This is a genomic window from Bacillus sp. AFS041924 (assembly GCF_002577195.1).
GTDB lineage: Bacteria > Bacillota > Bacilli > Bacillales > Bacillaceae_G > Gottfriedia.
The window spans coordinates 1-25,947 of the sequence record NZ_NULG01000001.1 but is presented as its reverse complement, the minus strand read 5'-3'; the positions used below and the strand labels follow the sequence as shown (position 1 = coordinate 25,947).

Genomic DNA, 25,947 nt, shown 5'->3' with positions numbered 1-25,947 from the left:
AGATTTTTGATTCAAATTGTGATAACCACTGTTAATCTATTCAACGTTGAGACGCTCTTTCCTTTTCTTTTTACCATCCGCAAATGTGATTTTGAAGCATTCTTTTAGAAACGTTAACAATTCTATGTTAAATACGAAAAAGAGTCACAACCAGGACTCTTTTAGTAGCTTTAACTATTCGTTACAAAGTGAAGTACAAAAAAAACTATAAAAACGGCAGAAAGCACACTAATTTTTTGAATCTTTGTACGTTTATCAAACCATTCCCATCTTTGATTCTCATTTTTAACAGCCCCAAAATGAAACATCAAATAATCAATCGTACTCATTATTAAAGCCCCTAAGATTACCCAAAGTATATTCGACATACAATTGCTCCTTTAACTTATAGGATTAGTTTGTAAAATTTTCCAATTTCTACTTAATTATACAATATCGATTGTTATTTGTAATTTGGGGGAATTTCAACATTTTTAATAAAACACTTTGGCAGGCAAAATAATGACTCAGTCAATATTGAAAAATGAATTGAAGTAATCATGTAGGGTTTATGTAGGGTAAAAATGCATGATCTTGTTATTTTCTTACTCATAACAGGGGGGCATGAGTTAATTCTTAGGCTATTTCTGATTTTTTCTTACTCATAACGGGGGCATGAGTTAATAATTATGCTAATTCTTGATGTTTTCTTACTCATAACAGGTTCATGAGTTAGTAATTATGCTAATTCTTGTTATTTCCTTACTCATAACCGGCTCATGAGTTAATAATTATGCTAATTCTCGATGTTTTCTTACTCATAACCGCCTCATGAGTTTATAATTATGCTAATTCTCGATGTTTTCTTACTCATAACGGGGGCATGAGTTACTAATTAAGCTAATTCTTGTTTTTTTCTTACTCATAACAGGGGAAAATACTATCTTACTCATAAACTTTTTTCAAAATTCTGACGATAAATTATATCAATTTATCGTCAGAGCAATATCATTTTACAGTAGATACATAATCTTCATATCCTCTTCCAATATCTTTTACACCATGAGAATCTGAACCATACATCAATTGGATATTTAATGTATTTGCAATTTCAACTACATGTTTTGGTGGATAGGTTTCACCACAATACTCTTTAAATAGGCCTGCTGTATTATAATCTAAAATATAATTTTTTTCTTTTACTAGCTTTAATACTTCAATTTGTTTATTTATTATTTTTTCGGTATCTTCACAATTTAAAAATTGCATAAACTTATTACATAAAGTCATATGTCCGATTCGTGTTGGTTTAAACGGACCCATATCATCTAAAATTGATTGTTTCACAGTATCGTAATAGGCAAGCTGAAATGCTTCTGTACTTCCATAGTAGTTTACTAATCCATAAAGAGTATCTTCAGCTTTATAATCTATACAATGCCACCCACCAATTCCTTCCAAATAATGAACTGACAATAGTCCCGTATCACAATATTTACCGTATTCCTTTAAAAATTGTTTAAACCATTTTGAATCACTTGGTAAATAATCGTATTCAAATCCAATTTTTATTCGAATTCGGTCTTTGTATCGATCCCTTACTTTATACATTTGCTTAATATAATCGTCCACATCATTTTCAGACATTGAAAGTGAGGCAACTGCTTCATCTGGCTTTAAGGCATTTTGAAATGATGACGGTACTGGTGTATGCTCTGTAATATGGTATTCATCGAAACCAAGTTCAATAGCTTTCTCAATCATTAATTGTACGTCATCACCACTACCATGCGGACAATATTGTGTATGAGTGTGTCCATCTATCTTCAAGAATTTACTTTCTCCTTCCGATTGATTAAGCTATTGTTTATTTCTTCAAGCTTAATGCCCTTTTCTACCATTAAGACAATTGTGTGATAAACAAGATCACTAATTTCATAAATTAATTCTTCTGTTCCTTCATTTTTAGCTCCAATGATTACTTCGCTTGATTCTTCACCTATTTTTTTCAATATCTTATCAATTCCTTGATTGAATAAATATGTAGTATAAGAACCATCAATCGGATTATTTTTTCGATCAAGAATTGTTTCATAAAGATTTGGTAAATAGCTTGCAGTTTTCTTGCTAACAACACTTGTTTCAGCCATTAAAGGTAATTTTTCAGAAAAACAACTATAGCTTCCTGTATGGCAAGCAACACCTACTTGCTCAACTTGCAGTAAAATTGAATCTTGGTCACAATCGTATGAAATTGATTTTACATATTGAAGATTTCCCGATGTTTCTCCTTTTTTCCAAATTGATTTGCGACTTCTGCTATAAAATGTTGCAAATCCTGTTTCTATTGTGAGATTAATTGATTCATAATTCATATATGCTAGCATTAAGACTTCTTTCGTATTAACATCTTGAACAATTGCTGGTACTAATCCTTGTTCAATATATCGAATCTTTTCTTTATCAAAAAACATGTTTTCTCCTCCTATAGTCGCACTGGGATATTTTTTTCATTTAAATAGTCTTTTAGTTCACTAATTTTGATTTCTCCAAAATGGAATACTGAAGCGGCTAAAACGCCATCGACATTTGCATATTCAATAGCATCATAAAAGTGTTCTAGTTTACCAGCTCCACCAGATGCGATCACGGGAACATTCACTGCATTTGTAACCTTTTGAAGCAATCCGATATCAAACCCTCTTTTCATACCATCTTCATCAATACTATTTAAAACAAGCTCACCCGCTCCGAGTTCCACGCCCTTCTTTGCCCATTCAATCGCGTCCCACTCTGTTTCTTTACGCCCACCATTTATAAACACTTTATATTGGCCATTTGTATTTAACTTTGCATCAATTGAAAGTACAACACATTGTGATCCAAAACGTTCAGAAGCTTCTTTAATTAAATTCGGATTTACGATTGCGGCTGAATTGATGGATACTTTATCGGCTCCATTTCTTAAAAGTTTTGTAAAATCATCTATGGAACGTACTCCACCACCAACACTAAAAGGAATGCGCAATTCTTTCGCAACTTCGGACACGAATTGCATTGATATATCTCTTTCTTCATTTGAAGCTGTAATATCATAAAATACTAGCTCATCAGCCCCATTATCACTATAATATTTTCCTAGCTTCGTAGGTGAATCAACATCTTGAATACTAGAAAATTGTTTTCCTTTTACGACACGACCATTACGAACGTCTAAGCACGGTATAATTCTTCTTGCAAGCATTTAAGTGCCTCCTCTACAGTAAATTTGCCTTCATACAATGCTTTACCTGAGATCGCACCATATAAATTTAACCAGCGAAGTGATAGTAGATCATTGATAGAACTCACCCCACCTGAAGCGATAATATTTAAATTTGTTTCTTCAGCTAATCTTTTATACGCTTCAATATTAGGTCCACTTAACATGCCATCCTTTGCTATGTCAGTGTATACGACTGTTTTCACCCCTAATAGTTCTAACTGTTTACAAAATTCAAAGCTATCTTGATTAGTTGATTCTTCCCAACCATTTATAGCGACATAACTGTTTTTAGCATCTACACCTACGATGATTCGATCTCCGTATGTTAGAATAGCTTGTTCTAAAAGTTGTCTATCATTAATCGCAGCTGTTCCTAAAATTACTCGTTCAACTCCTAATTCTAACCAGAACGAAATTGATTCAAGTGACCTTATACCACCACCTAACTGAATGTTTAATTTCGTATTTTGAACAATTTCACTTATGATTGGAGCATTCTTCCGTTCGCCTGTTCTTGCACCATCTAAATCAACAATATGCAATACTTTTGCGCCTGCTTTTTCAAAATCTAACGCCATCTCAAGGGGTGAGCTCTTATAAACTACTTTCTTATTAAAATTGCCTTGCTCTAGACGAACACAATTACCATCCTTCAAATCAATTGCTGGATATAGATTCATATAAACACATCTCCTTAAAAGCTTTTAATAAATTTAGACCTGTTTCCGCACTTTTTTCAGGGTGAAATTGCATTCCGTAAATATTATCAGATTTTATAATTGCTGGAATCTTAACCCCATATTCGGAATAAGCTAAAAGTTCATTATTTGTTGAGCTCACATAAAATGAGTGTACAAAATAGACATATTCACCTTCATTTACATACTTTAAAAATGAGTCCTGTTTAGTAAAATTTAGTTTATTCCAGCCCATATGTGGAACTTTTACAATATCGGGAATTTGTTTTACCTGTCCTTGAATTAAGCCAAGACCATTTGTACCAGAGTTTTCTTCACTAAATTCATAAAGTAATTGCATCCCTAAGCAAATCCCTAAAATCGGTGTACCACTTTTTGCTTTAGACTTTATCATATCTACTAAACTAAGTGATTTTAATTCGTTCATTGCCGCTTCAAATGCTCCAACACCTGGTAGAATAATAGACTTAGCTTGCTTTATAACCTCAATGTCATTACTAATCACTACTGGAAAATCAATTTCTTCACATGCTCTTTTTAATGAATTTAAATTACCTACGCCATAATCAATAATAATATTCACTTTATAACATTCCTTTCGTGGAAGGTAACTTTGTCGAAGTTACTTCTACCGCTTGTTTAACCGCTCTGCCGAACGCTTTAAATAAAGCTTCAATTTTATGATGATCATTTTCTCCATATAAAACTTCCATATGACAATTCATTCTAGCTTCAGAGCTAAGTGACTTAAAAAATTCTTTAAAATTTTGTGTATCAATCGTTCCAATTCGCTCTCTTATTGTACGATCATTATAAACAAGATACGGTCTTCCACTAAAATCAACTACAACTCTTGCTAGTGTCTCATCCATTGGAATATAGTAAGAACCGTAGCGATTAATCCCAATTTTTTCGCCCAGTGCATTTAATAATGCTTTACCTAGTGCAATGCCAACATCTTCAGTTGTGTGATGATCATCAACTTCAAGATCACCTTCACAAAATACCTCTAAATTTATGCCGCTATGGAATGAAAATAAGGTTAACATATGATCTAAAAACCCAATGCCAGTCTGAATATTACTTTCTCCATCGCCATCTAAATTTAATGTCAAACTAATATTTGTTTCATTTGTTTGTCTTGTTATCACTGCAGTTCTCATTCTGACTCCCCCTCAAATCGAATACTAATTGCTTTTCCATGTCCGAATAATCCTTCTTCTTCTGCAATAACTTCAATATGTTTCCTTGCCTCACTTAAGGCTACTTTATTGTAATAAACGACTGATGTTTTCTTTTGAAAATCATTTACATTTAAAGGAGATGTAAATCTTGCAGTTCCGCAAGTTGGCAATGTATGGTTCGTGCCAGCAAAATAATCCCCTACAGGCTCAGGTGTATAATCTCCTAAGAAAATAGCACCAGCATTTTTAATTTTATGAACGATCGACTCCGGATTTTTTAGCATTACTTCCAAATGTTCAGGTGCTAACTTATTAACTAGCTCAATTCCTTCATCAATTGTTTTTACGACAATAATTGCTCCATAATTTTCAAATGAACTTTTAATAATTTCTTTTCTTGGTTGTTCTTCTAATAAATTAGGTATTTCTTGCTGTATTTTTAGTGCAAACTCTTCTGAATTCGTGATAACAATACTAGATGCCATTTCATCATGCTCAGCCTGTGCCATTAAATCGGCAGCAATAAATCTTGGATTAGCTGTTTCATCTGCTAAAATGACTACTTCAGTTGGACCTGCGATCATATCAATTCCAACGATTCCTGAAACACTTTTCTTAGCAAGAGCCACATAAATATTTCCGGGACCAACTATTTTATCTACTTTTTCAATTGTTTCGGTTCCATAAGCTAAAGCGCCAATTGCTTGTGCTCCACCAATTTTTAATACTTTTGTCACACCAGCTAATTTCGCTGCTATTAAAATTGACGGTTTAATTTTCCCCTCTTTATTCGGTGGAGTTACGATCACAATTTCATTCACTCCCGCTATTTTTGCAGGAATGACATTCATTAAAACGGTTGATGGGTAAGCTGCTTTACCAGCCGGTATATATACACCAACTTTTTCAATCGGATGAATTAATTGCTGGACATATGAATTTTTATCATTTATTTTATAGCCATCTTGAAGTTGCTTTTCGTGGTATCTTTCAATGTTTTTCTTTGCTTCAGTTAATGCATTTACTAATTTTTCATCAGTTTGATCTAGCGCTTCATTAAATTCATCTTCACTTACTTCAAAGCAATTTAGTTTGACTTCATCATAAATTAAAGAGTACCTCCGTACAGCATCATCACCATTTTCTTTTACATTTAATAAGATTTTTTCAACGCTTTTTGTGATTTCAGCAGTAGATAAATTTGTTCGATTTATTATCTTTTCAAGTTGATTGCTTTTTTGATTAATCGATAATATTTCCAGCATATATGTTCTTTCCCTTCTTAATTTTTTCTAAAAACTCTGTAATTCGAAAATAGTTAAATCGATAACTAACACGATTTGAAATAACTCTGGCACTAATCGGAATCATTTCTTCTAAGATGACTAATCCATTTGCCTTTAACGTGCTTCCCGTTTCAACTAAGTCAACAATAATATCGGACATTCCTACAATTGGTGCCAATTCAACTGAGCCATTCAAACAAATAAGTTCAATATTTTGCCTATTTTGAAAATACTTCGAAGTAATATTTGGATATTTCGTCGCGATTCTTAATGTTTCTTCTCCTCGATCAATTAATGTGCCTGGAAACCCAGCTGCTGCAAAGATACATTTCCCAAGTTCTAAATCCATTAACTCATATACATCTTTCTCTTGTTCTAACAGAATGTCTTTTCCAACAAAACCAAGATCGCATACGCCACGTTCAACATATGTAGCAACGTCTACGGGCTTAACTACTAAATATTTAATTTTATGTAAATCATCTTCAAAAATCAGTTTTCTTGTTTTAGAATCAATTACTTTTCTATAACCTGCTTGACTTAATATTTTAATAACTTCATCCTCTAGTCTTCCTTTTGCAACTGCAACTGTTAGCCAATTCATTATTCATCCCTCATTTGACATGTAATCCATGCATTTGTATCAATTGAAAACCCGATTGCATCAATTTCATTTTCCGAATCTTCAGACATAAGAAGATAGCGTCCTCCACTCAGAACCTCTTTATTTAACTGATCATAATACCCTTTAAAAACGATTCCGTTATAATAATCAAATTCATTGACGATTGATAAGTCGATAAGAACATTCGGACTAATTTCTTGATATTTAATTACATTTTCTACTGCACTCTGCATTTCATCATTTAACACTAAGCTTCTAAGTAAAGAATGAAGTTTTTCCCCTTTACCTTGTAAACTAAATAATTGTTCAAAAACATTTCTAGCTTGTAATGGTAGATTAATTGCCTGAATGAATCGTTCTAATTCATCTATGTTTTTTAAGTAGATTAACTTTTTCAAATTTGTTTTTTGCGCCTCAGTTAAATTACATTCTTTAAATAACCCTTCTATAAATCCTGTATGACCAATTTCTAAAATAAATGGAACTTTACTTAGTAAATCAATTGCCATAATAAGTACTTCTATTTCTGTTGCTTCACAAATTTGCCCTAAATTTTCAATACCAAATTGATTAATTTCTTCAATTTCTAATCCATTATTTCGATAGATTGTTGATTGATAAAATACTTTACATTTTTCATCCTTTAGCGCAATCGGATAAATTTCTTTCATCAATGCACTCGTTAAGTCTGGCCTTAACAATAAAATTTGCTGTAACCTTGTTAAAACTACAACTAAATCTTCTCTTGCTAACCTTGGGTTTCGACTAGAGAATGAATCATACTCTTCAAATAGCTGTGGATGAAAAGGAATATATCCCCGCTCTAATGCATAATCTTCCATTTTTCTTTTATATCGATAATTAATGAGTGACTGCTTTAATTTCACATCCAATCGAACTTTCCCCCTTCTAGAAAAACAAAAAGGCCATACAGGTTAAATGCCTGTATGGCCTTCTGGCACGACACAAGCACCTTCTTCGATACACGAATAGGGCTTGCATCTACGGTCAATTTTTGTCCATAGATTCAAACCCTGGGTGGATGATGATGTTGTAGCCCATTATTCGTGCGTGCAAAAAACATGTTCATGTCTCCTTTTTCGTTTTATTTTTATTCATCTTAATGAATTTGCAATAAGTTGTCAATGCCTTTTGAAAAATTAAAATTTTGTAAGGGTTTACATTGCAAAAATTTAATTTATTTAATCTATTAAACTAAACTAACTTTTTTCATACTTATTTCAAAATAAAGAATGAACGTACATTTATACCCTTGAACATCATAGTAAATTCAATTATCTTCTAATTAGATAGATGTTAAATTAGAAAATTGTGTCATCTGAATCTATTATTTTTCTGTTCTACTAATTAGATATAAATCAAATTAGCTAAAAAAAAATTTACAGTAAAACGCAATTTAATACTTACCAAGAAAGCATTTCATTTTGTTATATTACAACATCTGGTTTGCAATATTATTGACATATTGTTTAATTATTTTAGAAGTACCAAAATTTGCAACAAAGGTAAGTTCATAATAAATACCACTTTTTTCAAAAATAAGTGTATTTTCGATTAGATTGCCAACCCCTTGAGATTTACCAAGTTCATATGAAACTCCTAAAGTTGTATTCCCAGTATATGTACCACTAATTCCTTCTTTTAATTGAACAATTTCTTCAGGTTTATTAGACTCAACATCAGGATCAAGTTCTACAAGCTCCTCAGATTCATCAACACCAGGATCAAGTAGTTCTCCACCTTCATCAATCTCAACAGTAGATTCAGGTTCATGTTTATAATTATAAATTGACACATAAATTACAAAAAGCTTGGAATTGTCAATATTAGAAAAACTATAACGTACGCCCAAATTCCTACCATTATGATTATAATCATCAATTTCTATTGATTCACTAGGTTCAACTTTAAAAGGCAATTTTTTAGGAATCTTCAATTTAAAAGGAAGCGCATTTAAACCTTCTTCTAGCGAAGAGGCTTCATAAGTGATTGGAATCATCTTTCTTTGTTCTTTTGTAAGATTTGGTTGCTCAATCTTTTTTAATTTAGAAGTATCTAATGAATGATTCTTACGATTTTCACAACCAAAAGATATTAGGATTAAAGCCAAACTAAACAATAATACTTTTTTCATTTTCATGCTCCAGTAGAAAGTAAGTTATTTATTTTAAATTTTTGTATTATTTATTATATCATTTAATGTTCTATGGAGTTTAAACTGTATTAAAATATTACTCTTTTTTATTTTGAAATACTTCTTATACATTGTTAAAAGAGAAGCTACTGTATTAATAAATTTCTAAAGTTAATGCAACGAAACGCAGTGCGTTAGTTCAATCAGAATGTTAGCTTCAAATAATCCTGTAATTCCTTCTCAACTTCTTCTAATGATTCATCTAGTATACTTCCAATAATCTTGCTTCCAGGGAGGTTCTTGGTAATGGGCATACCTAAAAGTGTACGTTCACATTCCCATATTTTAATAATATGTAAATCAATTAGTTCCCCATTTTCTTCAATCATTACAATATTAACAGAGGAACTGTATCCAGGTTTAAAAGGGTCATTGCCATCAATAGCGAACTCACCCTCAAAATTTAAATTTTTCTTAGCTACTAGCGGTTTAAATTCTTTTAACAATTTTTCTAAATGTACTTTAACTTCTAACCCAGCTAAACTAGAACTCACTAAAATTAATGACTCCACCTCATTCCGATAAAAACTTCTTAACGTTAAAGATGGCTCTTCTATTTTATCGCATTAATTTTTTCTATAAAATAACAATTAGTTTAATAGAGTGATTCAACAATGCTCCCTTTAGTAGAGAATGAAAAACGATTCTTCTATATTGAAGAATCGTGCCATTAAGTTTCTATCCATTTTCAAATTATCACACTATCCCATGAGATTATATCAAGAAAAAGGGCGTATAAAATGATCAAGGTGTAAACAGCTTCCAGTGCCCTTCGGATAAAACTTCTACCGCTCCTTCAATTACTTTGATTGCGGTTTGATCGTCAATCGCATACGCAGGTCCCTGCATTTCGGCTGCCCATCTCTCTGCGGCAGCCATGGTATTTCCCGGTAGCATCTCGTGACCCAGGTGCGGAAAGATTGAGAAATCAACCAGTCCCAGTGTTTCGTCGCCACCCTCTGGAGGAGTCCAGCCAACGAAGTATTCCCCTATTTTAGGTGCCATCACCATACTTCCAGCACTCATTCCAACATAGACTGAGTTCAGTGACGGTAAAAGGTCTGCCAGACCGGATTGACGCATCCAGTGACACAAGTAAAGGGCGTCGCCGCCTGACACCAACAGTACATCTGTCTCCTGAACCAGTGGTATCCAGCGGTTTTCGTCGATGCTAGGCAAAGCTGTGAGCTCCAACACGCCGACTGACTTCCAACCGAGGCTGACCATGGGATTCTCTTCTTTCCCAGTGATGAACTGCCAGGCTTTGACGCCAGGGCCAACCCAAGGATGTCCATACATCGCAGTGGGGATGCACAGAGCATTGGATTCAGCTATTTGCTTGCCCAGCATGTCAACCAGCGCGTCGTGTATACTTTTGTTATTGATGCCTCCAGATGTAAGCAGAAATTTCATAAATTCACTCCTTGTCCTTGTTTGGTACTGTCAAATTTGTTCATACTTTTATAATAGCTTCATAGCTTTATGAATGATTAGAATACTTCAATTGAATCACTGTTATCCGATGTTCAGCTTATTTGTCTTTTAGAATAACAGGTAAAGCTCACTCTGTCTTATACTTTTCAATTCTACAAAACTTATATAAATCCTTGCTCATCTATTCTACCATTTACTTTAATAAAAAATACTGCAATTAAGGATTTTTTGATCTTCAACTAATGGATGGGTAGTTGCATAAGATCAATTAGTTAATATTAATTATCGATAAAAGTTCTTCTTGCGCAATTAGATAATCTTCACCTGATTCTTCATCCAATACATAGAAACGAATACTTCCATCATCATCTATAAGAGCAAGTGAAAGATCAATTACCAAACATTTGCAGTATAGATTTTCAGAATCATTTAGTTCATAACCTGACTTAAATTCAAAAATATACCTTTGATCTTCTTCAATAAACTATTCTTTATTTTCAATTGTTAGTTTCAATGTCATCTTACTCATTATTATGTTCTCCTCTGCTTTTAAGAAGATATTGGAACTTCATTGCTATACTTGAACTAACACATGAATTAGTTTTCTACATTTTATATTCATAGCTTTAATATCTTTTCCAATCTTACTCTTTTAATAAAATCATCTAACGCCTCTTCTTCATTACCATAATGGGCAATTGATGTTTCTACAATACTAGCTCTCTCATCAGTTGCACAAACAACCCACTTAGTATCCTCTTTATAAATTAGAACCACATTTGAACCGATATCTTTTTCATGAAACCAGTTATAATATTTTAATCCTTCTTCTAATAGGATTCGTTTTGCCTCATCTCTTGTCATATTAAAATTATCCTCCTTATTTTATTTGTTTTTAATAACTTCAATCCTTCTAAATAGTTCTACTGTTAAAGGAAGTTGTATTTGTTTATCCCTTTTTACCCGTACCCTTATAGTTTAAAAATTATATTCATATTTTAACATTCCTTATTGAACTAATCCGCCATATACTTTAATAAAAAAAAGAGCTGCAAGCAACTCGTGATCTATCTTCAACTAATTGGCTTTAGTTTAATAAGATTAATCTACAAATAGTTCTTTTTTCTCTTCTTTACTTAAACCACTAAAGAATTTCTTATGTACTCTCAATTCCTTTTCTTTTTTTGGAAAAATCCTTTCAAACCAAGTTGTTCCCATAGGAGTGTGTTCTGGTTGAGCATTAATCTTTTCTAAAAACCATTCATATTCTTTCAATTCATCATCATTAATTAGCGATTTATCTTTTTTTCTACTTGTATATTCTAGTTCTGCCAGCTCTCTAGCAGTAATAGCATTAGGAATTTTTTTTACTACTCCGATTTCAGATGGCATTCGCTTCTCGTTTATAGAAACAAAGTAATGAAAACCACTCGGCAATGTAAAAAGCCCTTTTTTTGTATCTTTTTTATTTGAAATATATAGCCAATCTCCTTTACTCGTAAAACAATTAAGTTCTTCATCATTAATTCCAATTAGCATTTTTTCATATTTTTTCATAATTCACCTCTATAAATGTTAGACTCATTATACCAAATTATTAGAAACGCTTATTCCACTAAACTACCATTTCGTATTATATGGTTAGCCAGAATTTTCTGGTTGACCTATTTTTTATAGGTAATATGATTACAGTAGCCAGGGTAAAACGTAACTGCCAGTGGGACCATGATCCAGTCGACTAAACTGTTCTCCCTCTACTTATAGAAACATGTTTAGTGACATAAAAAAATCGACTAAACAGCCGATCTTTTTATTCAACTTAAGCATGCTTTGGTTGAATAAGACTTACTAAAGTTTAACCCTATTAAAATGTTCAACTGTCGGAAATGGATCATAAAAATGATGTAATTGCTTTTTCCATTCTTGATACTCGTTAGATTGTCTAAATCCAACTGTATGGTCTTCTAATGTTTCCCATTGAACTAGTAGTAAATATTTCCCCTTTACTTCCATACAACGCTGTAATTCATGAGATATGTAGCCTTTCATTGAAGAAATTATTTCTGAAGCCCCACGAAATGCTTCTTCATAGTCCTCTTCCATACCTTCCTTAACTTGTAGCATAACGGCTTCCAAAATCATATAAAATCCCCTTTTCATAAGTTAATCTATATTACTTTTTTAAGCGCCCTTTTATTAATCTATACTTCCAATTTAAGCTCCGATTCAGGATTCGGAAAATTAATTATACCTTTTAATTCCTTATAGCATTTAAGTAGTTGTACGTAGAATTCATATATTTGACCTGTAGAAAACCACAGTTCGGCATCTTTCACATAATAATTCCCACTTTTTAGTTCAATCTTTACTTTAACATCATAGCCACCTAAAAAACTTGTTTCATTTGGATAGCCTATAACTTCATTTAGTTCAATTCGAATAAATCCTTGTTTACCTCCAAGAAGAAATTGATTCATTTTCTCATCTCTTTTCATAGATAACTTTAAATCAAACATAGCAGAATACGGGATATATTAACAGATTCTTATTGTACTAATCTGCCATTCGTTGAACATGCACTCTACATTTTCTATTTTAATGATTTTCAACAACATTAAACCACTAAAATTCATTAATTTTTTAATAATAAACGATAAATTATTATTGAATAAATTTAATTTTTTAATTATTATGATAATAAAGAAAACAAAAAGGGAGTTCTCAAATGAACACTAAAAATGATTCTGTCATCAATGGATATTTAAAAATAACTAAAATTCTTTATCGCCTTACTAAATATGCTACTTTTTTCTGCTACATTGGTACCGCGTTAGTTGCATTTTTTGTTACTTCAGTTTTTTTCAGTGATTTGAGTGAAAAGACAATTCTGACTTACACTCAGCTAGGGATTCATAAAAGCAATTATTCTGCATTTAATTACAAACTAATTATTTTCTCGATCTCTATTCAAGGTGTTTTTATTGGACTAACCAACTCATTACTTTTAAGCAATCTTAATCAAATTCTAAAAAATGTTATGGAACAAAAACCATTTATTTATAATAATGCTATTAGGATAAGAATAATGGGATGGCTTTTTGTAGTTCAAGCATTAATTGGATACATATATAATTTTATTGAAGATTTAGTTTTTTTAAAGAACCGGGTTAGTTTTGAATTATTTTATTCAGAAGTTCCTGTATTATTATTTGGGATCTGTCTTTTAATTTTATCAGGGGTTTTTAGATATGGATGCTATTTGCAAGAAGAATACGATTCAATATTATAAGCGAGGGTATGTATGAGTATTATTTTGCGATTAGATCGTGTACTAGCCGATCGTAAGATGCAACTTAATGAGTTAGCTGAAGCGGTTGATATAAGTATTGTAAATCTATCAAATATAAAAACAGGGAAAATTAAAGCAATACGTTTTTCTACATTAGAAGCAATTTGCAAGGTTTTGAAATGTCAACCTGGTGATATTATGGAATATGTAGAGTAATCAATAGACATAGGAAATAACTCCTATGTCTATTTACATTCTATTACGAAAAAGATGATTTCTTAAGCATCTATCCTGCCATTTACTTCAAAAAAAGCCGCATACTAGCAGCTTGTGATCCTCAACTATTGCATGCGTTTAGTTAGATAAGGAATTATTAGTCTTATCAAAAAATTAATTTGTAAAAGAAGATATAAATTTAAAGAAATTCGGTCTTTTTTCTTTACATTGAGGTAGTTACAAAGTATCGAAATTTTTGCTAATTTTAATAGAATTACTTAATTTCATTGTTAGTTTCTCAAAATCTTTTATTAATAAATTACTTATGAAAATATCAATTTCTTCCCCAGAATGCGTTGCTAAAATGAATTTATCACTAATTATAAAAGCTCTTTCAATATCTTCTACTTTTATTTCCTTTCTAGAACTAAATATACCTTGATGATGGATAGAGAGTATATTATTCTCATACCTCAAATAATCAATTGAATTAAGTTTAATAAAAAATAAGGCTTTTGGAATAAACAACAAAATAAAGATTATGATCGGTATTAATGGTATTAATAATAAAAAATACGTATGACTGAATACATCCCAAAATGAATATACGAAAATTAGTATGAGTAAAAAAAATATAAAAATACTTAGTAAAATACTATATCCAAACATCTTCGCTTTGGGAAGTTCTTTGTATTTCAGTTTCAAAACTCTACCCTCTTTCTCAGATTTTAAATCCTCTATTAATTGTATAATTCACTAGATTCATAACAAACTCATTGTTCAATTTAACTGCCAATTACTTAAATAAGAAAGATACTACCGAAAGAACTGAATTTTAATATTTCAGTCTAATTTACCTTTGCATAGATGCAAGTATCAGTTAGTTTTTTACCGTCAGCTGAAAGATCTTCATTACGTAAGATCCCTTCAAGCTCAAAGCCGAGTTTTTCAGGGATCGAACGACTTTTAGTGTTATTAGATTCACATCGTACTTCAATCCTTCTAAATTTAAGTAGATGAAAACCAAGGTTTGTTAACTCACTAACTGCTTCTGTCATATATCCATTGCCACTATATTGCGAGTTAATCCAGTATCCGATTTCACATTTAGAAATCTTCCAATTAATTGCGTGAAGACTAGCAGTCCCAATAAAATCATTAGTATCCTTAAGATAGATAAGATAGCGAAAGCTTTCTCTTTTCAAAAAATCTATATGGGCATTTCTCAGTAGAATTTCCGTTTCTTCAACAGTAGGAATTGACTGGAATAAAGACAACCATTGCTTTAACTCACTAATTGAATCTTTAATAGCTTGGTGTACTACATTCCCTTCACCAGCTTGAAGTGGTGCTCGAAGAAATAGTCTGTCAGTTTCTATTTGTAACGGAACATCTAATAAAATAGGATTCATTTAATTTCCCCTCTCGAATAATTAACCGTAATTCCACGTTTCTACTTCTATAATTTTTCCTTAATTGACATGATGATTGGAAGGTCAGGTGGACTAATTTCTGATGGAAGACTATTAAAATCAAAAAAGCGTAAATCTTGCACTTCGCTTTCTTCTTTCTTTAATACGCCTTTGTATTCCGTACATATATAAGTCGAAATGACATTATATACTTCGTCTCCATGAGGATACTTATAGTAGAATTCTTTTCCAGAAAAAATATTAAAAAACTCAAGTTTTAATGCGATTAAGCCTGTTTCTTCCTTCAATTCTCTTTTAGCCACTTCTTCTAAATTTTCTCCTAACTCTAGTGAACCACCGGGTAACCCCCATGTATTATTGTCTTTTCTTAATTGTAATAATACTCTCTTTTGTGAATCTAGTAGTATAACAGCTGCACCAGCCATAATGAGAGGTCGGCTACCTACAACTTTTCTTAAATCCATAATATATCCCATTAATTTCTCCTTAAAAACGATGATACTATTTAATTCTATTGATTTAGTCGGTTTCCTTCTAATTCTACTAAAACGCCATTTTAACTATTAAAATGACAAAAAATCGTCACTTTTACAAATGACGATTTTCTTAGTAATTAGATGGTTGAAGTATTTTTCGTTAATGCTGGCTTCAAATGTAAAATTAGACCTTCATTTTCAGCAGCCGTTCCGATTGTAATTCGAATTCCATTAGGGAATGAACGGATAATATATCCTTTTGATTCTAGCTCTTTAAAGATTTCTTGGCTATTTTCGATTGGTACAAAAATAAAGTTCGCTTGTGATGGATAGTATTCTATTCCATAACTATTGAAAAGCTCTTCATATTGCTCCATGCCTTTTTTATTTTGTTCAACACAGTTATTTATAAAGACTTGATCTTCAAGTGCAGCCATTGCCGCTACTTGAGATAACATTGAAGTATTAAAAGGTAGTCTAGCAATATTTAATTCTTGTATTAATTTGCTATTTGCAATTCCGTATCCAATTCGGAATGATGCTAAGCCGTATGCTTTTGAAAATGTTCTTAAAACAATTAGATTTTCAAATTTATTTAGTAAAGAGAGCGTATCAGGGAAATCTGATGCTGATACATATTCAACGTATGCTTCGTCAACGACTACAAAAGTAGTGCTTGGTACTTTTTCTAAAAACTCTACTAATTTACGACTACCAATATATGTACCTGTTGGGTTATTTGGATTACAAATCCAAACAATTTTAGTATTCGCATCTACTTCCAAAAGCATAGCATCTAAATCATGTACACCGTTAACTAAAGGAACAGCTCTTACTTCAGCTCCTTCTATAACTGCATGATGAGCATATTGTGAAAAAGTTTGAGAAGCTTGTACAATATTATGTTTATTCGTTAGCAATGAACGACTAATCATTTGAATAACTTCGTCGGCGCCACTTCCGAATATTAATTGATCCGGCTGTATATTTAAGAAATTTGCAAGTTTCTTACTAATTTCTTCTGTCGCTCCATCTGGATAAATCGCAAATTTACTTACTACGTTACGTAGCTCTTCAAAAACTTTAGGAGAACAACCGAATGGATTTTCATTTGATGCAAGTTTTACTACTTTGTCTAGACCATATTCACGCATGACTACTTCACTTGGTTTTCCTGGTGTATATGCCTGAAGCGTCAAAATTTGTGGTTTCACGTACATGCTAATTTCTCCTTTTATTCATATTTTTGTATAATGTTGTCAGTTTATCATATTAGTAAGCTGTTAATCTAGTATTATTTTTAAGAATATTTCAAATTGTCTAGTCCTAAATCCTCTTCTGTATGACGATTGAAAGGTACAATCACTACTAAACTTTTGATTGTCAAATTCAAATAAAAAGTAGAATCAAAAGACTCTACTTTTCAATCCAACTACCCATATAAGCTGGATCTTCATATTGATGTGCTTCTTTTACTACATAAAGTGGTCTAAATGTATCGATCATAACTGCTAATTCTAATGTTTCTTTCTTCCCAATGCTACCCTCAGTTTTACCTGGATGTGGTCCATGAGGAATACCTGATGGGTGTAAAGTAATAGACTCTTGTTCGATTCCTTTTCTACTCATGAAGTTTCCTTCAACATAGTAAAGGACTTCATCACTGTTTACATTACTGTGAACATATGGAGCTGGAATCGCTTCTGGGTGATAATCATACATTCTTGGAACAAATGAGCAAACTACAAAATTATGTCCTTCGAATGTTTGATGTACTGGTGGTGGCTGATGAATTCTTCCTGTAATCGGTTCGAAATCTTCAATATTAAATGCCCATGGATATAAATATCCATCCCATCCTACTACATCAAATGGATGATGTGTTAAAACATGTTTGTAAAGGTTTCCTCTTGCTCTAGTTAGAACAGTAAATTCACCTTTTTCATCGTATGTCTCTAGTGTTTCTGGACCTCTAAAATCGCGTTCACAAAACGGACTATGCTCAAGCATTTGTCCATATTCATTTCGATAACGTCTTGGAGTTGTTAATTGGCTATTCGATTCTACGATCAATAGCTTTGTATCGTCATTTGGAACTACTTTGTAGATCGTTCCAATAGGGATCATGATGTAATCCCCTTTACGGTAAGTAATTGTTCCAAACATTGTTTGGATTTGACCAGAACCGTAATGGACGAAGAACATTTCATCTCCTTCACCGTTTCGATAAAAATGACGACTTTCTTCTGTAACATTTGCAACTGCGATTAACAGATCCGAATTACCTAAAACGTATACTCTTCCCTCTAAAGCATCACCAGTACGCTCTACATTTTTTGTACGAATATGACGGTGTTGTAATGATGTCTGTTCTTCAAATTCAATTTGTAGTGATTTATAAAATGACGTTTCACTAACTGACGTAGGCATATGGTTATGATATAAAATTGATTGAGTACCTGAAAATCCTTTTGTACCCATTACTTGTTCTCTATATAATGACCCATCTTCTTTTCGAAATTGAGTATGTCTTTTTTTTGGTATCTTTCCTAAACTACGATAATACACGAGCTCCCCCTCACTTTCTGACAGTATTTTTTAATGTACCTAAGCCTGTAATGTTTAACTCAACTACGTCTCCATCTTCTAACCAGCGATGTTTTTCTTCACCAAGCTCTAAGATACATCCTGTTCCAACAGTTCCAGAGCCAATTACATCACCAGGATATAAAGTTACATTTTTTGAAGCATGTGAAATTAATTCTGGCATAGAATAATAAATTGAAGAAAAATTGCCACTAGATATGACTTTTCCATTAACTGCAGCTGTCATCTTTAAATCATAGCCTTTATCTGTTCTATATTGTTCAATTTCATCTTTTGTAACAATCCAAGGTCCTAAAGATGTTGCAAAATCCTTACCTTTTGAAGGACCTAAGCCTACCTTTACTTCATGTGCTTGAATATCTCTTGCACTCCAATCGTTCAGAATTGTATATCCAAGAATATAGTCATCTGCTTCTTCAACTGGAATATTCTTACCTTCTTTACCGATAATACAAGCAATTTCTAATTCGAAATCCATTTTTTTACAATTAGCAGGAATGCTTACAAAATCTTCAGGTCCAATAACCGCTCGATGATTTGTAAAGTAAAAAACTGGTACTTCATACCACTCAGGAATCATCTCGAGTCCTCTTCTGCCACGAGCGGTTTTTACATGCTCTTCAAAGGCATAAAAATCTCGGATACTTTGTGGTTTTGGTAATGGTGCTCGCAATTGAACAGAAGAAAGCGCAATACCTTCTCCTGTTAATTCTGCAATTTCATTTTTATATAATTCATAGTTTTCTAGAATCGTTAGTAAATCACCTGGAATTCGGCCATTACTAGCTTTATTTAGATCAATTACTTGGTCCTCAACTAATAAACCTGCACGCTCAATACCATCATATTGGAATGTTATAAATTTCATGCCTTCACCTTTTTCTTTCAATTGCAAAAGTATCAGAAATAGCACGTGTGTAAGAATGTCCAGCAAGGCGGCCAACAGGATTTAACTTTTCAGTATTGATTTTGCCATCTGCATATAATTCATCATTTATATGTACATTAACAACTTTACCAATTACTAAACTTCCAGCGCCTTTGTTCTCACCAAAATGTAATAGCTCATGAAGCTCACACTCTAGTCCTACTAAACTTTCTTTTACTCGAGGAACTTGTACAGTTGTCCCCTCAACTTTTGTAAGGCCAACTTGTTCAAATTCATCTACTCCATATGGAAAATCTGCAGCAGCATTATTTACTTGTTCGCAAATTTCTTCACTTACAATATTAATAATAAAGCGTTTCGTTAGTTCAATATTTTTTAATGTGTCTTTTTTCTCGCCGTCCGTACCTCGAATCATAGGTGCAAAGCACACTAACATCGGGTCAGCACAAATCGCTGTAAAGAAACTAAAAGGTGCAACATTCGCTACACCTTCTGAGTTAACAGTTGAAACAAATGCAATCGGACGAGGCAACACTGAACCAATTAACAGCTTATAAGCATCTTGCCATGGTAAAGTATCGGGTCTAATTTCCATTGTTACAACTCCTTATAGATTTCCTCGAAGTTCTTGCTCGCGCTCGATTGATTCGAATAAAGCTTTAAAGTTACCATCACCGAATCCTCTAGCACCTTTACGTTGAATAATTTCAATAAATAAAGTTGGACGGTCAACGATTGGACGAGTAAAGATTTGTAATAAATATCCTTCATCATCACGGTCAACTAAAATCTTTAATTCTCTTAATTTCTCAATATCTTCATCAATTTTTCCAACGCGCTCTGTTAACATATCATAATACGTATCTGGTGTTTTTAAGAATTCCACACCTAGAGCTCTAAGTTTAGTAACTGTATCAACGATATCTTCAGTTAATAAAGCAATATGCTGTACGCCTGGTCCATTGTTATAGTCTAAGTACTCTTGGATTTGTGATTTCCTTTTCCCTTCAGCTGGTTCATTAATTGGGAATTTAATTCTGCTTCCGTTTGTCATAACTTTTGACATTAATGCAGAATACTCAGTGCTAATATCGTCATCATCAAAGTGGATCATTGATTGGAAGCCCATTACATTTTCATAATAAGAAACCCATTCTTCCATTCTTTCAACGTTACCAACTACATGATCTAATGCGATTAATCCTGTTTCATTTACTGGAATTGTGAAAGCACGATCTTTATATCCTGGTAAGAAAGGACCATTGTAGTCGCCTTTTTCGATTAATGTGTGAATTGTATCACCATAAGTTCCGATGACAGCTTTTTTAATTGTACCGTATTCATCACTAACTTCAGTTGGAGGTAAGATTTTAATCGCTCCACGGCTTACAGCACCTTGATATGCAGTTTCAATATCATCAACGATTAAAGCGATATCTTTAACACCATCGCCATGTTTTTTAACAAAATCAGCAATTTTAGAATCTTCTTTTAAAGTTCCCGTAATAACTAGACGAATCGTACCATTTTTTAATACGTAAGAAACTTTATCACGTACTTTTGTTTCTAAACCAGAGTATGCTACAGGTGTAAATCCAAAAGTGTTTGCGAAGAAGTAAGCTGTTTGTTTCGCGTTACCTACATATAATTCTAAATGATGTACATCTTGTACTGGAAAAACATCATAACTAGTATTTTTTTGTTTTAATTCATCTTGTTTCATTTTAATTTCCCCCTATAAATGACGATTTTTGTAAAGAAAAGAAAAAAACTATGTAAGAGCGTTAAGTAAACGCTTACAAAACAAATAAACCGCATAAAAAAAATTCTTAACAAGGATGATAATTCGCCAAGAATATCATTATAGAAATATATGAGTCCCTAACGAACACACAACCTTTACTACTATATTAATGTAATCATCGCCTTATGAATCGATTTTACATTTCTATAGTAGTCTCTAAATACATTATTTCTACATTTCTTTTTAAATTCCTTCAACAAATTTTTAATTAAATAAATTTTTTGTCGTTTCTAAATTTTTTAATAATAATTTTAATTTGTTTTGTTTTTCATTAGATGTTTTCCGCCCCATGCACATAAAAGATCTAAAATCGGTTTCATTGATTTTCCATATTCATTTAATTCATATTCTACTTTTGGTGGAATTTGATCATAGGCAATACGATTAATCAGTCCATCTGTCTCTAATTCTCTTAATTGTTGAGTTAACATTTTCTGTGTTATTTTAGGCATTAATTTTCTTAGCTCATTCGTTCTTTTTTTACCAGTTTCTAAGTGACAAAGTATGATACATTTCCACTTTCCACCTATTACCTCAATTGCTGCTTCAATTGGCATATTATATTCTTTCATATATCCTCCATAAATACTAATTACTTTATTTATAATATTAGTTATTTTACTCAACTTTTATAAAACTCCAAAATCACGATAAAATTTAGATATTAGCACTATTGTCCTATCAATGATTTTGCAGTGCATCATAAATTGTTCATAAAATATAGCATACATATAATTTATCGTTCAAATTTTTAGCAGTTTTAAAGAATTCAAATCTAGAACTTACCGCTCAATTTTCGTTTCGTTTTATAGGCACTTTTTAGTACGTACTTTATTTTATGATCGTTATCATTCATACTTACAGTGATAATTTTGTTTAAAAAGGAGTGTGAACAAACTGTTTATCATTCATGGTAGTTCAAGAGAAAATGGTAATACAGAGCAGTTAACAAATCTAATTTCAAAAGATATTGTTAAGACGGAAGTGCAATTACGTCATAAAAATATTAAAGCGATTAACGACCAAAGACACGAGCCGACTGGTTTCCAACCAATTGATGATGATTATGAAGAAATTATGAAAGAAATGTTAGAACATGATACGATTATTTTTTCAACACCTTTATATTGGTATGGCATGAGTGGATACATGAAAAACTTTATTGATCGTTGGTCTCAAAGCCTTCGTAATAAAGACCTTCAATTCGCTGAAAAGATTAAAAACAAAAAAATGTACGTAATCATTGTTGGTGGAGATCAACCAAAAATTAAGGCTCTTCCATTAATTTTACAATTTAAACATATATTCGAATTTGTTGGCGCAACATTTGAAGGTTATATTATCGGCGAGGGAAATTCACCAGGAGCCATCTTAGAAGATAAATTAGCAATTCGACAAGCTGAGTTACTAAATAAATCATTAAAAAATAATATGTAATCATCGAAGGAGCAAGGCATTGATTTCATTTTTACAACATAACCCAACGAAATTATGGTTTGGGAAAAATCAAATTGAACAACTAGCAAATGAAGTACAAGATTATAATCGTATACTTGTCGTTTATGGTGGAGGAAGTATCAAAAGAAATGGTGTTTACGTTGATGTAATAAACCAACTAAGTAGTAAAACGGTTTTTGAACTTTCAGGCGTTGAACCAAACCCGAGACTTACAACAGTCGAAAAAGGTATTCAAATCTGTAGAGATGAAAAAATTGATTTTATTTTAGCTGTCGGTGGCGGAAGTGTAATAGATTGTGTTAAAGCGATTGCAATTGGCGTTCCATTTGCGGGAAATGTTTGGGATATCATTACAAGAAAATCCCAACCAACTAGTGCAACTCCTTTTGGTACTGTTTTGACTTTAGCCGCAACTGGTTCAGAAATGAACTGTACTTCCGTTATTTCTAATATGGAAGTGAATGAAAAAAGAGGATGGAGTAACCCTTTAGTTTATCCTAAATTTTCAATATTAGATCCTACTTATACATTTTCAGTCCCATTAGATCAAACAATTTATGGAATTGTTGATATCATGTCGCATGCATTAGAGCAATATTTTCATCGTGTTAGCAATACACCAATGATCGATCGTTTTATCGAAGGATTATTAATTACAGTAATCGAAGCCGGTGGAAAACTTGTAAAAGATTTAGAAAACTATGATTTACGTGAAACGATTATGTACGCTGGAACAACAGCTTTTAATGATACTTTATTAAACGGTACGGATGGTGGAGATTGGGCTTCACATCAAATCGAGCATGCAGTTTCTGCCATTTACGATATTCCACATGGTGGTGGCTTAGCAATCCTATTCCCTAATTGGTTACATCATTGCTTAGACTACGATCCAAGCAGAATTAAAATGCTTGCAACAAATGTCTTCGGAATTATAGAAGAAGACAAAACAACAAAACAAATAGCAGAAGAAGGAATCCAAGCATTAAGAAATTTCTGGAATTCAATCGGTGCACCAAACCGACTAGCAGATTATCAAATTGATGACTCCTGTTTAGACGAATTAGTAGAAAAATCCTTCGTAAAACCAGTAGTTGGTGGTTATAAAATTTTAGATAAGGATAGTGCAATAGATATTTTAGTACGATCTCTTTAATAATGAAAAGAACCTTGACGGAGCGCTAGGTTCTTTTTATTATGGTGGCAGTTTTTTTGTAAGATTGCTCTATATTTTTGGTAAGATTAGCTTGTTTTAGATTAATGCAATGTAATTTGAGGGCATATTTGCAGTTTATTTAAATTTTTTTGCACTTTCACTAACTTTATTTGCTATTTTGCTAATTTTATTTGCAGATTCCCAACTTTATTAATTGCAACTCCAGTGACTTTTTAGATCTTTATAATTCAGATTTAAACCTAATACAAAAAAAGAACCAATTAAAAGGTTCTTTCTGTGTTTAGAAATAAAAAACAGATAAAAGTGCTACGAATATTTAGTGAACATTATAGATGATAAAATTATTATTTTTGATGATCCATTAATGTTTTTAAATGTTAATATGTTTTGAACAATTTTTTAATTTCAACAAACTATACTAATTGCTTAGGTCTTTTTCATTAATTTAATTATTAAAAGGCGTTTTTTTATCGAATTTGAAGTTCAAACTGATTATTATCTTGTTATATTACTCTAAGTAAAGGATATTAAAATAGGTTTTATTGTAGACTTTTCTAATTGAATAAGTTGATTGGAACGGAAGGGTGATCGACTCCTATGGATATGCGGGAAGGCTGAGACCCCGCAGGCTGGCCGAGGAGGCTCAGGTCTCGCCCCATGGAAAGCGAGCATCCTGTAGTGGAAATCAACTACACAGGCTTCCTTTACGAAAATTTGATTATTAGTTGCCAAGATTTTTTTCATAAAAAAAGAACCTATTAAAAGGTCCTTCTCAACTAAAATTTCATTTCTACCCAATTTAGTTCATTAATATGATGTTCAACAACATTACAACACATATTCGGATTAATCGTATCTACATGTGAAATAGTAATAGAAGACATTGAAACTGAATATTTAACTGTATCGACAATGCTCATATTATTCATATAGCCATATCCAATACCTGCAACTAATGCATCACCCGCTCCTGTTACATTAACGACCGATACACCATCTGCTTGGATAATCCCTTCTTCTAACCCATCATTATAGTAAATTCCTTCTGCATCTAAACTAATGAAAACATTCGTTACACCTAATTCTCTAAAATATCTTCCAGCTTTTCGTACATCTTCAACTGAAGTAATTTCAAAACCACATAATACTTCTGCTTCATGTCGATTAGGTTTAATCGTATGAAAATATTGAATATAATCTCTTATTTTTAAAGCCTTAGAAGCAGATACTGGATCTAATATAAATTTTGTTTCATTATGGAAATTTGTTAACAAATAAACTAAAATACTTGGATTATCCGCATCTACGACCATATACTCAGCATTTTGAATAACATCTGCTTTAGAGTCTATAAACTCTTTTGTAAAATTGTTTGTAATATCTAAATCCACTACTGCAGAGACCATTTCCCCGCTTTCATTTAAAATAGCTAAATAGGTTGGAGTAGATTCACCTTTAATAATTAACGTATCTTCCATATCAATGTTCATATTTTTTGCATGATTTAACATGTTAATACCATTTATATCATCACCAATGACGGAAATAAATTTTGTATTTACGTTGATCTTTGCCATATTTTCTGCAATATTACGGCAAACACCACCAAACGATACTTTTACACTACCTGGATTTGAATCATATGGACGATAATTTTTTTTCGTAAATCCGATAATATCACATATAGAAACACCAAATACTAAAATATATGGATTTGGAGGAATTGTCATTTTGTCAGTCCTTTCAACTTAAAATGAAAGAAAAATAATTTGTTTCGATTAGTTAATTATATCAGCATAATATATTTTTAAAAGTATTTTTTTGTACTTATTTTCACAATTTCTTTTTTTATTATTATTGACTAAAAATATTTTTAAGTATAATATTTAATCTTACGTTTAAAAAAATATAT

Annotated in this window: 31 protein-coding genes; 4 read left to right on the top strand and 27 right to left on the bottom strand. The window is 32.0% G+C overall.

Translation table 11 applies throughout. The annotated features are described in order from the left end of the window. Nucleotides 1-170 precede the first annotated feature (170 nt). The 17 genes from COC46_RS00155 to COC46_RS00075 form a co-directional block, all read right to left on the bottom strand. Nucleotides 171-368 (bottom strand): hypothetical protein, encoded by a 198-nt coding sequence (locus COC46_RS00155; RefSeq protein ID WP_098807761.1) that lies wholly within the window; start codon nt 366-368, stop codon nt 171-173. Between the two features lie 619 nt (nt 369-987). Further along, entirely contained in the window at nt 988-1,809 is an 822-nt protein-coding gene (hisJ, locus tag COC46_RS00150) for a histidinol-phosphatase HisJ (protein WP_098807760.1), read from the bottom strand. Next, nucleotides 1,806-2,453, bottom strand: coding sequence for a bifunctional phosphoribosyl-AMP cyclohydrolase/phosphoribosyl-ATP diphosphatase HisIE (hisIE, locus tag COC46_RS00145; protein WP_098807759.1), 648 nt, complete (start codon nt 2,451-2,453; stop codon nt 1,806-1,808). The genes hisJ and hisIE overlap by 4 nt, the downstream gene beginning before the upstream one ends. Nucleotides 2,454-2,464: 11 nt before the next feature. Beyond that, nucleotides 2,465-3,223 carry an imidazole glycerol phosphate synthase subunit HisF gene (hisF, locus tag COC46_RS00140; RefSeq protein ID WP_098807758.1) on the bottom strand — a complete coding sequence of 253 codons (759 nt, stop codon included), beginning with the start codon at nt 3,221-3,223 and terminating at the stop codon, nt 2,465-2,467. Continuing rightward, nucleotides 3,193-3,924, bottom strand: coding sequence for a 1-(5-phosphoribosyl)-5-[(5-phosphoribosylamino)methylideneamino]imidazole-4-carboxamide isomerase (hisA, locus tag COC46_RS00135; protein WP_098807757.1), 732 nt, complete (start codon nt 3,922-3,924; stop codon nt 3,193-3,195). Before hisA ends, hisF begins: the two co-directional genes overlap by 31 nt. Continuing rightward, on the bottom strand, nt 3,902-4,525 hold the full coding sequence (gene hisH, locus COC46_RS00130) for an imidazole glycerol phosphate synthase subunit HisH (RefSeq protein WP_098807756.1): 624 nt from the start codon (nt 4,523-4,525) through the stop codon (nt 3,902-3,904). Before hisH ends, hisA begins: the two co-directional genes overlap by 23 nt. Before the next feature lies 1 nt (nt 4,526). Further along, nucleotides 4,527-5,105 carry an imidazoleglycerol-phosphate dehydratase HisB gene (hisB, locus tag COC46_RS00125; RefSeq protein WP_098807755.1) on the bottom strand — a complete coding sequence of 193 codons (579 nt, stop codon included), beginning with the start codon at nt 5,103-5,105 and terminating at the stop codon, nt 4,527-4,529. Further along, nucleotides 5,102-6,388 (bottom strand): histidinol dehydrogenase, encoded by a 1,287-nt coding sequence (hisD, locus tag COC46_RS00120; RefSeq protein ID WP_369700000.1) that lies wholly within the window; start codon nt 6,386-6,388, stop codon nt 5,102-5,104. The genes hisB and hisD overlap by 4 nt, the downstream gene beginning before the upstream one ends. Beyond that, on the bottom strand, nt 6,369-7,016 hold the full coding sequence (gene hisG / locus COC46_RS00115; RefSeq protein ID WP_098807753.1) for an ATP phosphoribosyltransferase: 648 nt from the start codon (nt 7,014-7,016) through the stop codon (nt 6,369-6,371). Before hisG ends, hisD begins: the two co-directional genes overlap by 20 nt. Next, complete coding sequence (locus COC46_RS00110) at nt 7,016-7,924, bottom strand: ATP phosphoribosyltransferase regulatory subunit (protein WP_255294767.1); 909 nt, start codon at nt 7,922-7,924, stop codon at nt 7,016-7,018. Before COC46_RS00110 ends, hisG begins: the two co-directional genes overlap by 1 nt. Nucleotides 7,925-8,490: 566 nt before the next feature. After that, on the bottom strand, nt 8,491-9,192 hold the full coding sequence (locus tag COC46_RS00105) for an adenine nucleotide alpha hydrolase family protein (protein ID WP_098807751.1): 702 nt from the start codon (nt 9,190-9,192) through the stop codon (nt 8,491-8,493). Between the two features lie 203 nt (nt 9,193-9,395). After that, complete coding sequence (locus COC46_RS00100; protein ID WP_098807750.1) at nt 9,396-9,746, bottom strand: hypothetical protein; 351 nt, start codon at nt 9,744-9,746, stop codon at nt 9,396-9,398. A 250-nt stretch (nt 9,747-9,996) separates the two neighbouring features. Then, nucleotides 9,997-10,665 carry a Type 1 glutamine amidotransferase-like domain-containing protein gene (locus COC46_RS00095; RefSeq protein WP_098807749.1) on the bottom strand — a complete coding sequence of 223 codons (669 nt, stop codon included), beginning with the start codon at nt 10,663-10,665 and terminating at the stop codon, nt 9,997-9,999. 639 nt (nt 10,666-11,304) lie between these two features. After that, the gene (locus tag COC46_RS00090) at nt 11,305-11,550 is read right to left on the bottom strand and encodes a hypothetical protein (RefSeq protein WP_098807748.1); all 246 of its coding nucleotides are present in this window, start codon (nt 11,548-11,550) and stop codon (nt 11,305-11,307) included. A 237-nt stretch (nt 11,551-11,787) separates the two neighbouring features. Beyond that, nucleotides 11,788-12,243, bottom strand: a complete 456-nt coding sequence (locus COC46_RS00085) for a hypothetical protein (protein ID WP_098807747.1) — start codon at nt 12,241-12,243, stop codon at nt 11,788-11,790. Between the two features lie 291 nt (nt 12,244-12,534). Next, entirely contained in the window at nt 12,535-12,828 is a 294-nt protein-coding gene (locus COC46_RS00080; RefSeq protein ID WP_098807746.1) for an antibiotic biosynthesis monooxygenase family protein, read from the bottom strand. Between the two features lie 59 nt (nt 12,829-12,887). Then, nucleotides 12,888-13,163 carry a WapI family immunity protein gene (locus COC46_RS00075; RefSeq protein ID WP_098807745.1) on the bottom strand — a complete coding sequence of 92 codons (276 nt, stop codon included), beginning with the start codon at nt 13,161-13,163 and terminating at the stop codon, nt 12,888-12,890. Between the two features lie 248 nt (nt 13,164-13,411). Between COC46_RS00075 and COC46_RS00070 the strand changes: the two genes are divergently transcribed. Both COC46_RS00070 and COC46_RS00065 read left to right on the top strand, forming a co-directional pair. Then, nucleotides 13,412-13,975: a DUF2975 domain-containing protein gene (locus tag COC46_RS00070; RefSeq protein WP_098807744.1), complete on the top strand. Its 564-nt coding sequence runs from the start codon at nt 13,412-13,414 to the stop codon at nt 13,973-13,975. Nucleotides 13,976-13,987: 12 nt separating this feature from the next. Beyond that, nucleotides 13,988-14,191: a helix-turn-helix domain-containing protein gene (locus COC46_RS00065; protein WP_098807743.1), complete on the top strand. Its 204-nt coding sequence runs from the start codon at nt 13,988-13,990 to the stop codon at nt 14,189-14,191. 237 nt (nt 14,192-14,428) lie between these two features. Here COC46_RS00065 and COC46_RS00060 read toward each other — a convergent pair whose 3' ends face one another. The 9 genes from COC46_RS00060 to COC46_RS00020 form a co-directional block, all read right to left on the bottom strand. Further along, entirely contained in the window at nt 14,429-14,896 is a 468-nt protein-coding gene (locus tag COC46_RS00060; protein WP_098807742.1) for a hypothetical protein, read from the bottom strand. A 143-nt stretch (nt 14,897-15,039) separates the two neighbouring features. After that, nucleotides 15,040-15,603 (bottom strand): GNAT family N-acetyltransferase, encoded by a 564-nt coding sequence (locus tag COC46_RS00055; RefSeq protein ID WP_098807741.1) that lies wholly within the window; start codon nt 15,601-15,603, stop codon nt 15,040-15,042. 47 nt (nt 15,604-15,650) lie between these two features. Continuing rightward, nucleotides 15,651-16,100: an NUDIX hydrolase gene (locus COC46_RS00050; RefSeq protein WP_098807740.1), complete on the bottom strand. Its 450-nt coding sequence runs from the start codon at nt 16,098-16,100 to the stop codon at nt 15,651-15,653. A gap of 137 nt (nt 16,101-16,237) precedes the next feature. Continuing rightward, entirely contained in the window at nt 16,238-17,320 is a 1,083-nt protein-coding gene (gene hisC, locus COC46_RS00045; RefSeq protein WP_098807739.1) for a histidinol-phosphate transaminase, read from the bottom strand. 196 nt (nt 17,321-17,516) lie between these two features. Beyond that, nucleotides 17,517-18,668, bottom strand: a complete 1,152-nt coding sequence (locus tag COC46_RS00040; RefSeq protein ID WP_098807738.1) for a homogentisate 1,2-dioxygenase — start codon at nt 18,666-18,668, stop codon at nt 17,517-17,519. 10 nt (nt 18,669-18,678) lie between these two features. Further along, entirely contained in the window at nt 18,679-19,575 is an 897-nt protein-coding gene (locus COC46_RS00035) for a fumarylacetoacetate hydrolase family protein (protein WP_098807737.1), read from the bottom strand. Between the two features lie 4 nt (nt 19,576-19,579). Next, entirely contained in the window at nt 19,580-20,191 is a 612-nt protein-coding gene (locus COC46_RS00030) for a flavin reductase family protein (protein ID WP_098807736.1), read from the bottom strand. Nucleotides 20,192-20,203: 12 nt separating this feature from the next. Further along, nucleotides 20,204-21,319, bottom strand: coding sequence for a 4-hydroxyphenylpyruvate dioxygenase (hppD, locus tag COC46_RS00025; RefSeq protein ID WP_098807735.1), 1,116 nt, complete (start codon nt 21,317-21,319; stop codon nt 20,204-20,206). A 332-nt stretch (nt 21,320-21,651) separates the two neighbouring features. Beyond that, nucleotides 21,652-21,972, bottom strand: coding sequence for a winged helix-turn-helix transcriptional regulator (locus COC46_RS00020; protein WP_098807734.1), 321 nt, complete (start codon nt 21,970-21,972; stop codon nt 21,652-21,654). Nucleotides 21,973-22,297: 325 nt separating this feature from the next. Here COC46_RS00020 and COC46_RS00015 point away from each other — a divergent pair, with 325 nt between their 5' ends. Further along, nucleotides 22,298-22,837 (top strand): flavodoxin family protein, encoded by a 540-nt coding sequence (locus tag COC46_RS00015; protein WP_098807787.1) that lies wholly within the window; start codon nt 22,298-22,300, stop codon nt 22,835-22,837. Between the two features lie 19 nt (nt 22,838-22,856). Beyond that, the gene (locus COC46_RS00010) at nt 22,857-24,014 is read left to right on the top strand and encodes an iron-containing alcohol dehydrogenase (RefSeq protein ID WP_098807733.1); all 1,158 of its coding nucleotides are present in this window, start codon (nt 22,857-22,859) and stop codon (nt 24,012-24,014) included. Nucleotides 24,015-24,811: 797 nt separating this feature from the next. Here COC46_RS00010 and COC46_RS00005 read toward each other — a convergent pair. After that, nucleotides 24,812-25,765 (bottom strand): carbohydrate kinase family protein, encoded by a 954-nt coding sequence (locus tag COC46_RS00005; RefSeq protein WP_098807732.1) that lies wholly within the window; start codon nt 25,763-25,765, stop codon nt 24,812-24,814. Between the last annotated feature and the right edge of the window lie 182 nt (nt 25,766-25,947).

Bases quoted from the DNA above. Each gene is read 5' to 3' on its own strand.
- COC46_RS00155 (WP_098807761.1), bottom strand. From the start codon at position 368: ATGTCGAATATACTTTGGGTAATCTTAGGGGCTTTAATAATGAGTACG.
- hisIE (WP_098807759.1), bottom strand. From the start codon at position 2,453: ATGTTTTTTGATAAAGAAAAGATTCGATATATTGAACAAGGATTAGTA.
- hisF (WP_098807758.1), bottom strand. From the start codon at position 3,223: ATGCTTGCAAGAAGAATTATACCGTGCTTAGACGTTCGTAATGGTCGT.
- hisA (WP_098807757.1), bottom strand. From the start codon at position 3,924: ATGAATCTATATCCAGCAATTGATTTGAAGGATGGTAATTGTGTTCGT.
- hisB (WP_098807755.1), bottom strand. From the start codon at position 5,105: ATGAGAACTGCAGTGATAACAAGACAAACAAATGAAACAAATATTAGT.
- hisG (WP_098807753.1), bottom strand. From the start codon at position 7,016: ATGAATTGGCTAACAGTTGCAGTTGCAAAAGGAAGACTAGAGGATGAA.
- COC46_RS00105 (WP_098807751.1), bottom strand. From the start codon at position 9,192: ATGAAAAAAGTATTATTGTTTAGTTTGGCTTTAATCCTAATATCTTTT.
- COC46_RS00095 (WP_098807749.1), bottom strand. From the start codon at position 10,665: ATGAAATTTCTGCTTACATCTGGAGGCATCAATAACAAAAGTATACAC.
- COC46_RS00090 (WP_098807748.1), bottom strand. From the start codon at position 11,550: ATGACAAGAGATGAGGCAAAACGAATCCTATTAGAAGAAGGATTAAAA.
- COC46_RS00085 (WP_098807747.1), bottom strand. From the start codon at position 12,243: ATGAAAAAATATGAAAAAATGCTAATTGGAATTAATGATGAAGAACTT.
- COC46_RS00080 (WP_098807746.1), bottom strand. From the start codon at position 12,828: ATGATTTTGGAAGCCGTTATGCTACAAGTTAAGGAAGGTATGGAAGAG.
- COC46_RS00075 (WP_098807745.1), bottom strand. From the start codon at position 13,163: ATGAATCAATTTCTTCTTGGAGGTAAACAAGGATTTATTCGAATTGAA.
- COC46_RS00070 (WP_098807744.1), top strand. From the start codon at position 13,412: ATGAACACTAAAAATGATTCTGTCATCAATGGATATTTAAAAATAACT.
- COC46_RS00065 (WP_098807743.1), top strand. From the start codon at position 13,988: ATGAGTATTATTTTGCGATTAGATCGTGTACTAGCCGATCGTAAGATG.
- COC46_RS00055 (WP_098807741.1), bottom strand. From the start codon at position 15,603: ATGAATCCTATTTTATTAGATGTTCCGTTACAAATAGAAACTGACAGA.
- COC46_RS00050 (WP_098807740.1), bottom strand. From the start codon at position 16,100: ATGGGATATATTATGGATTTAAGAAAAGTTGTAGGTAGCCGACCTCTC.
- hisC (WP_098807739.1), bottom strand. From the start codon at position 17,320: ATGTACGTGAAACCACAAATTTTGACGCTTCAGGCATATACACCAGGA.
- COC46_RS00035 (WP_098807737.1), bottom strand. From the start codon at position 19,575: ATGAAATTTATAACATTCCAATATGATGGTATTGAGCGTGCAGGTTTA.
- COC46_RS00030 (WP_098807736.1), bottom strand. From the start codon at position 20,191: ATGGAAATTAGACCCGATACTTTACCATGGCAAGATGCTTATAAGCTG.
- hppD (WP_098807735.1), bottom strand. From the start codon at position 21,319: ATGAAACAAGATGAATTAAAACAAAAAAATACTAGTTATGATGTTTTT.
- COC46_RS00020 (WP_098807734.1), bottom strand. From the start codon at position 21,972: ATGAAAGAATATAATATGCCAATTGAAGCAGCAATTGAGGTAATAGGT.
- COC46_RS00005 (WP_098807732.1), bottom strand. From the start codon at position 25,765: ATGACAATTCCTCCAAATCCATATATTTTAGTATTTGGTGTTTCTATA.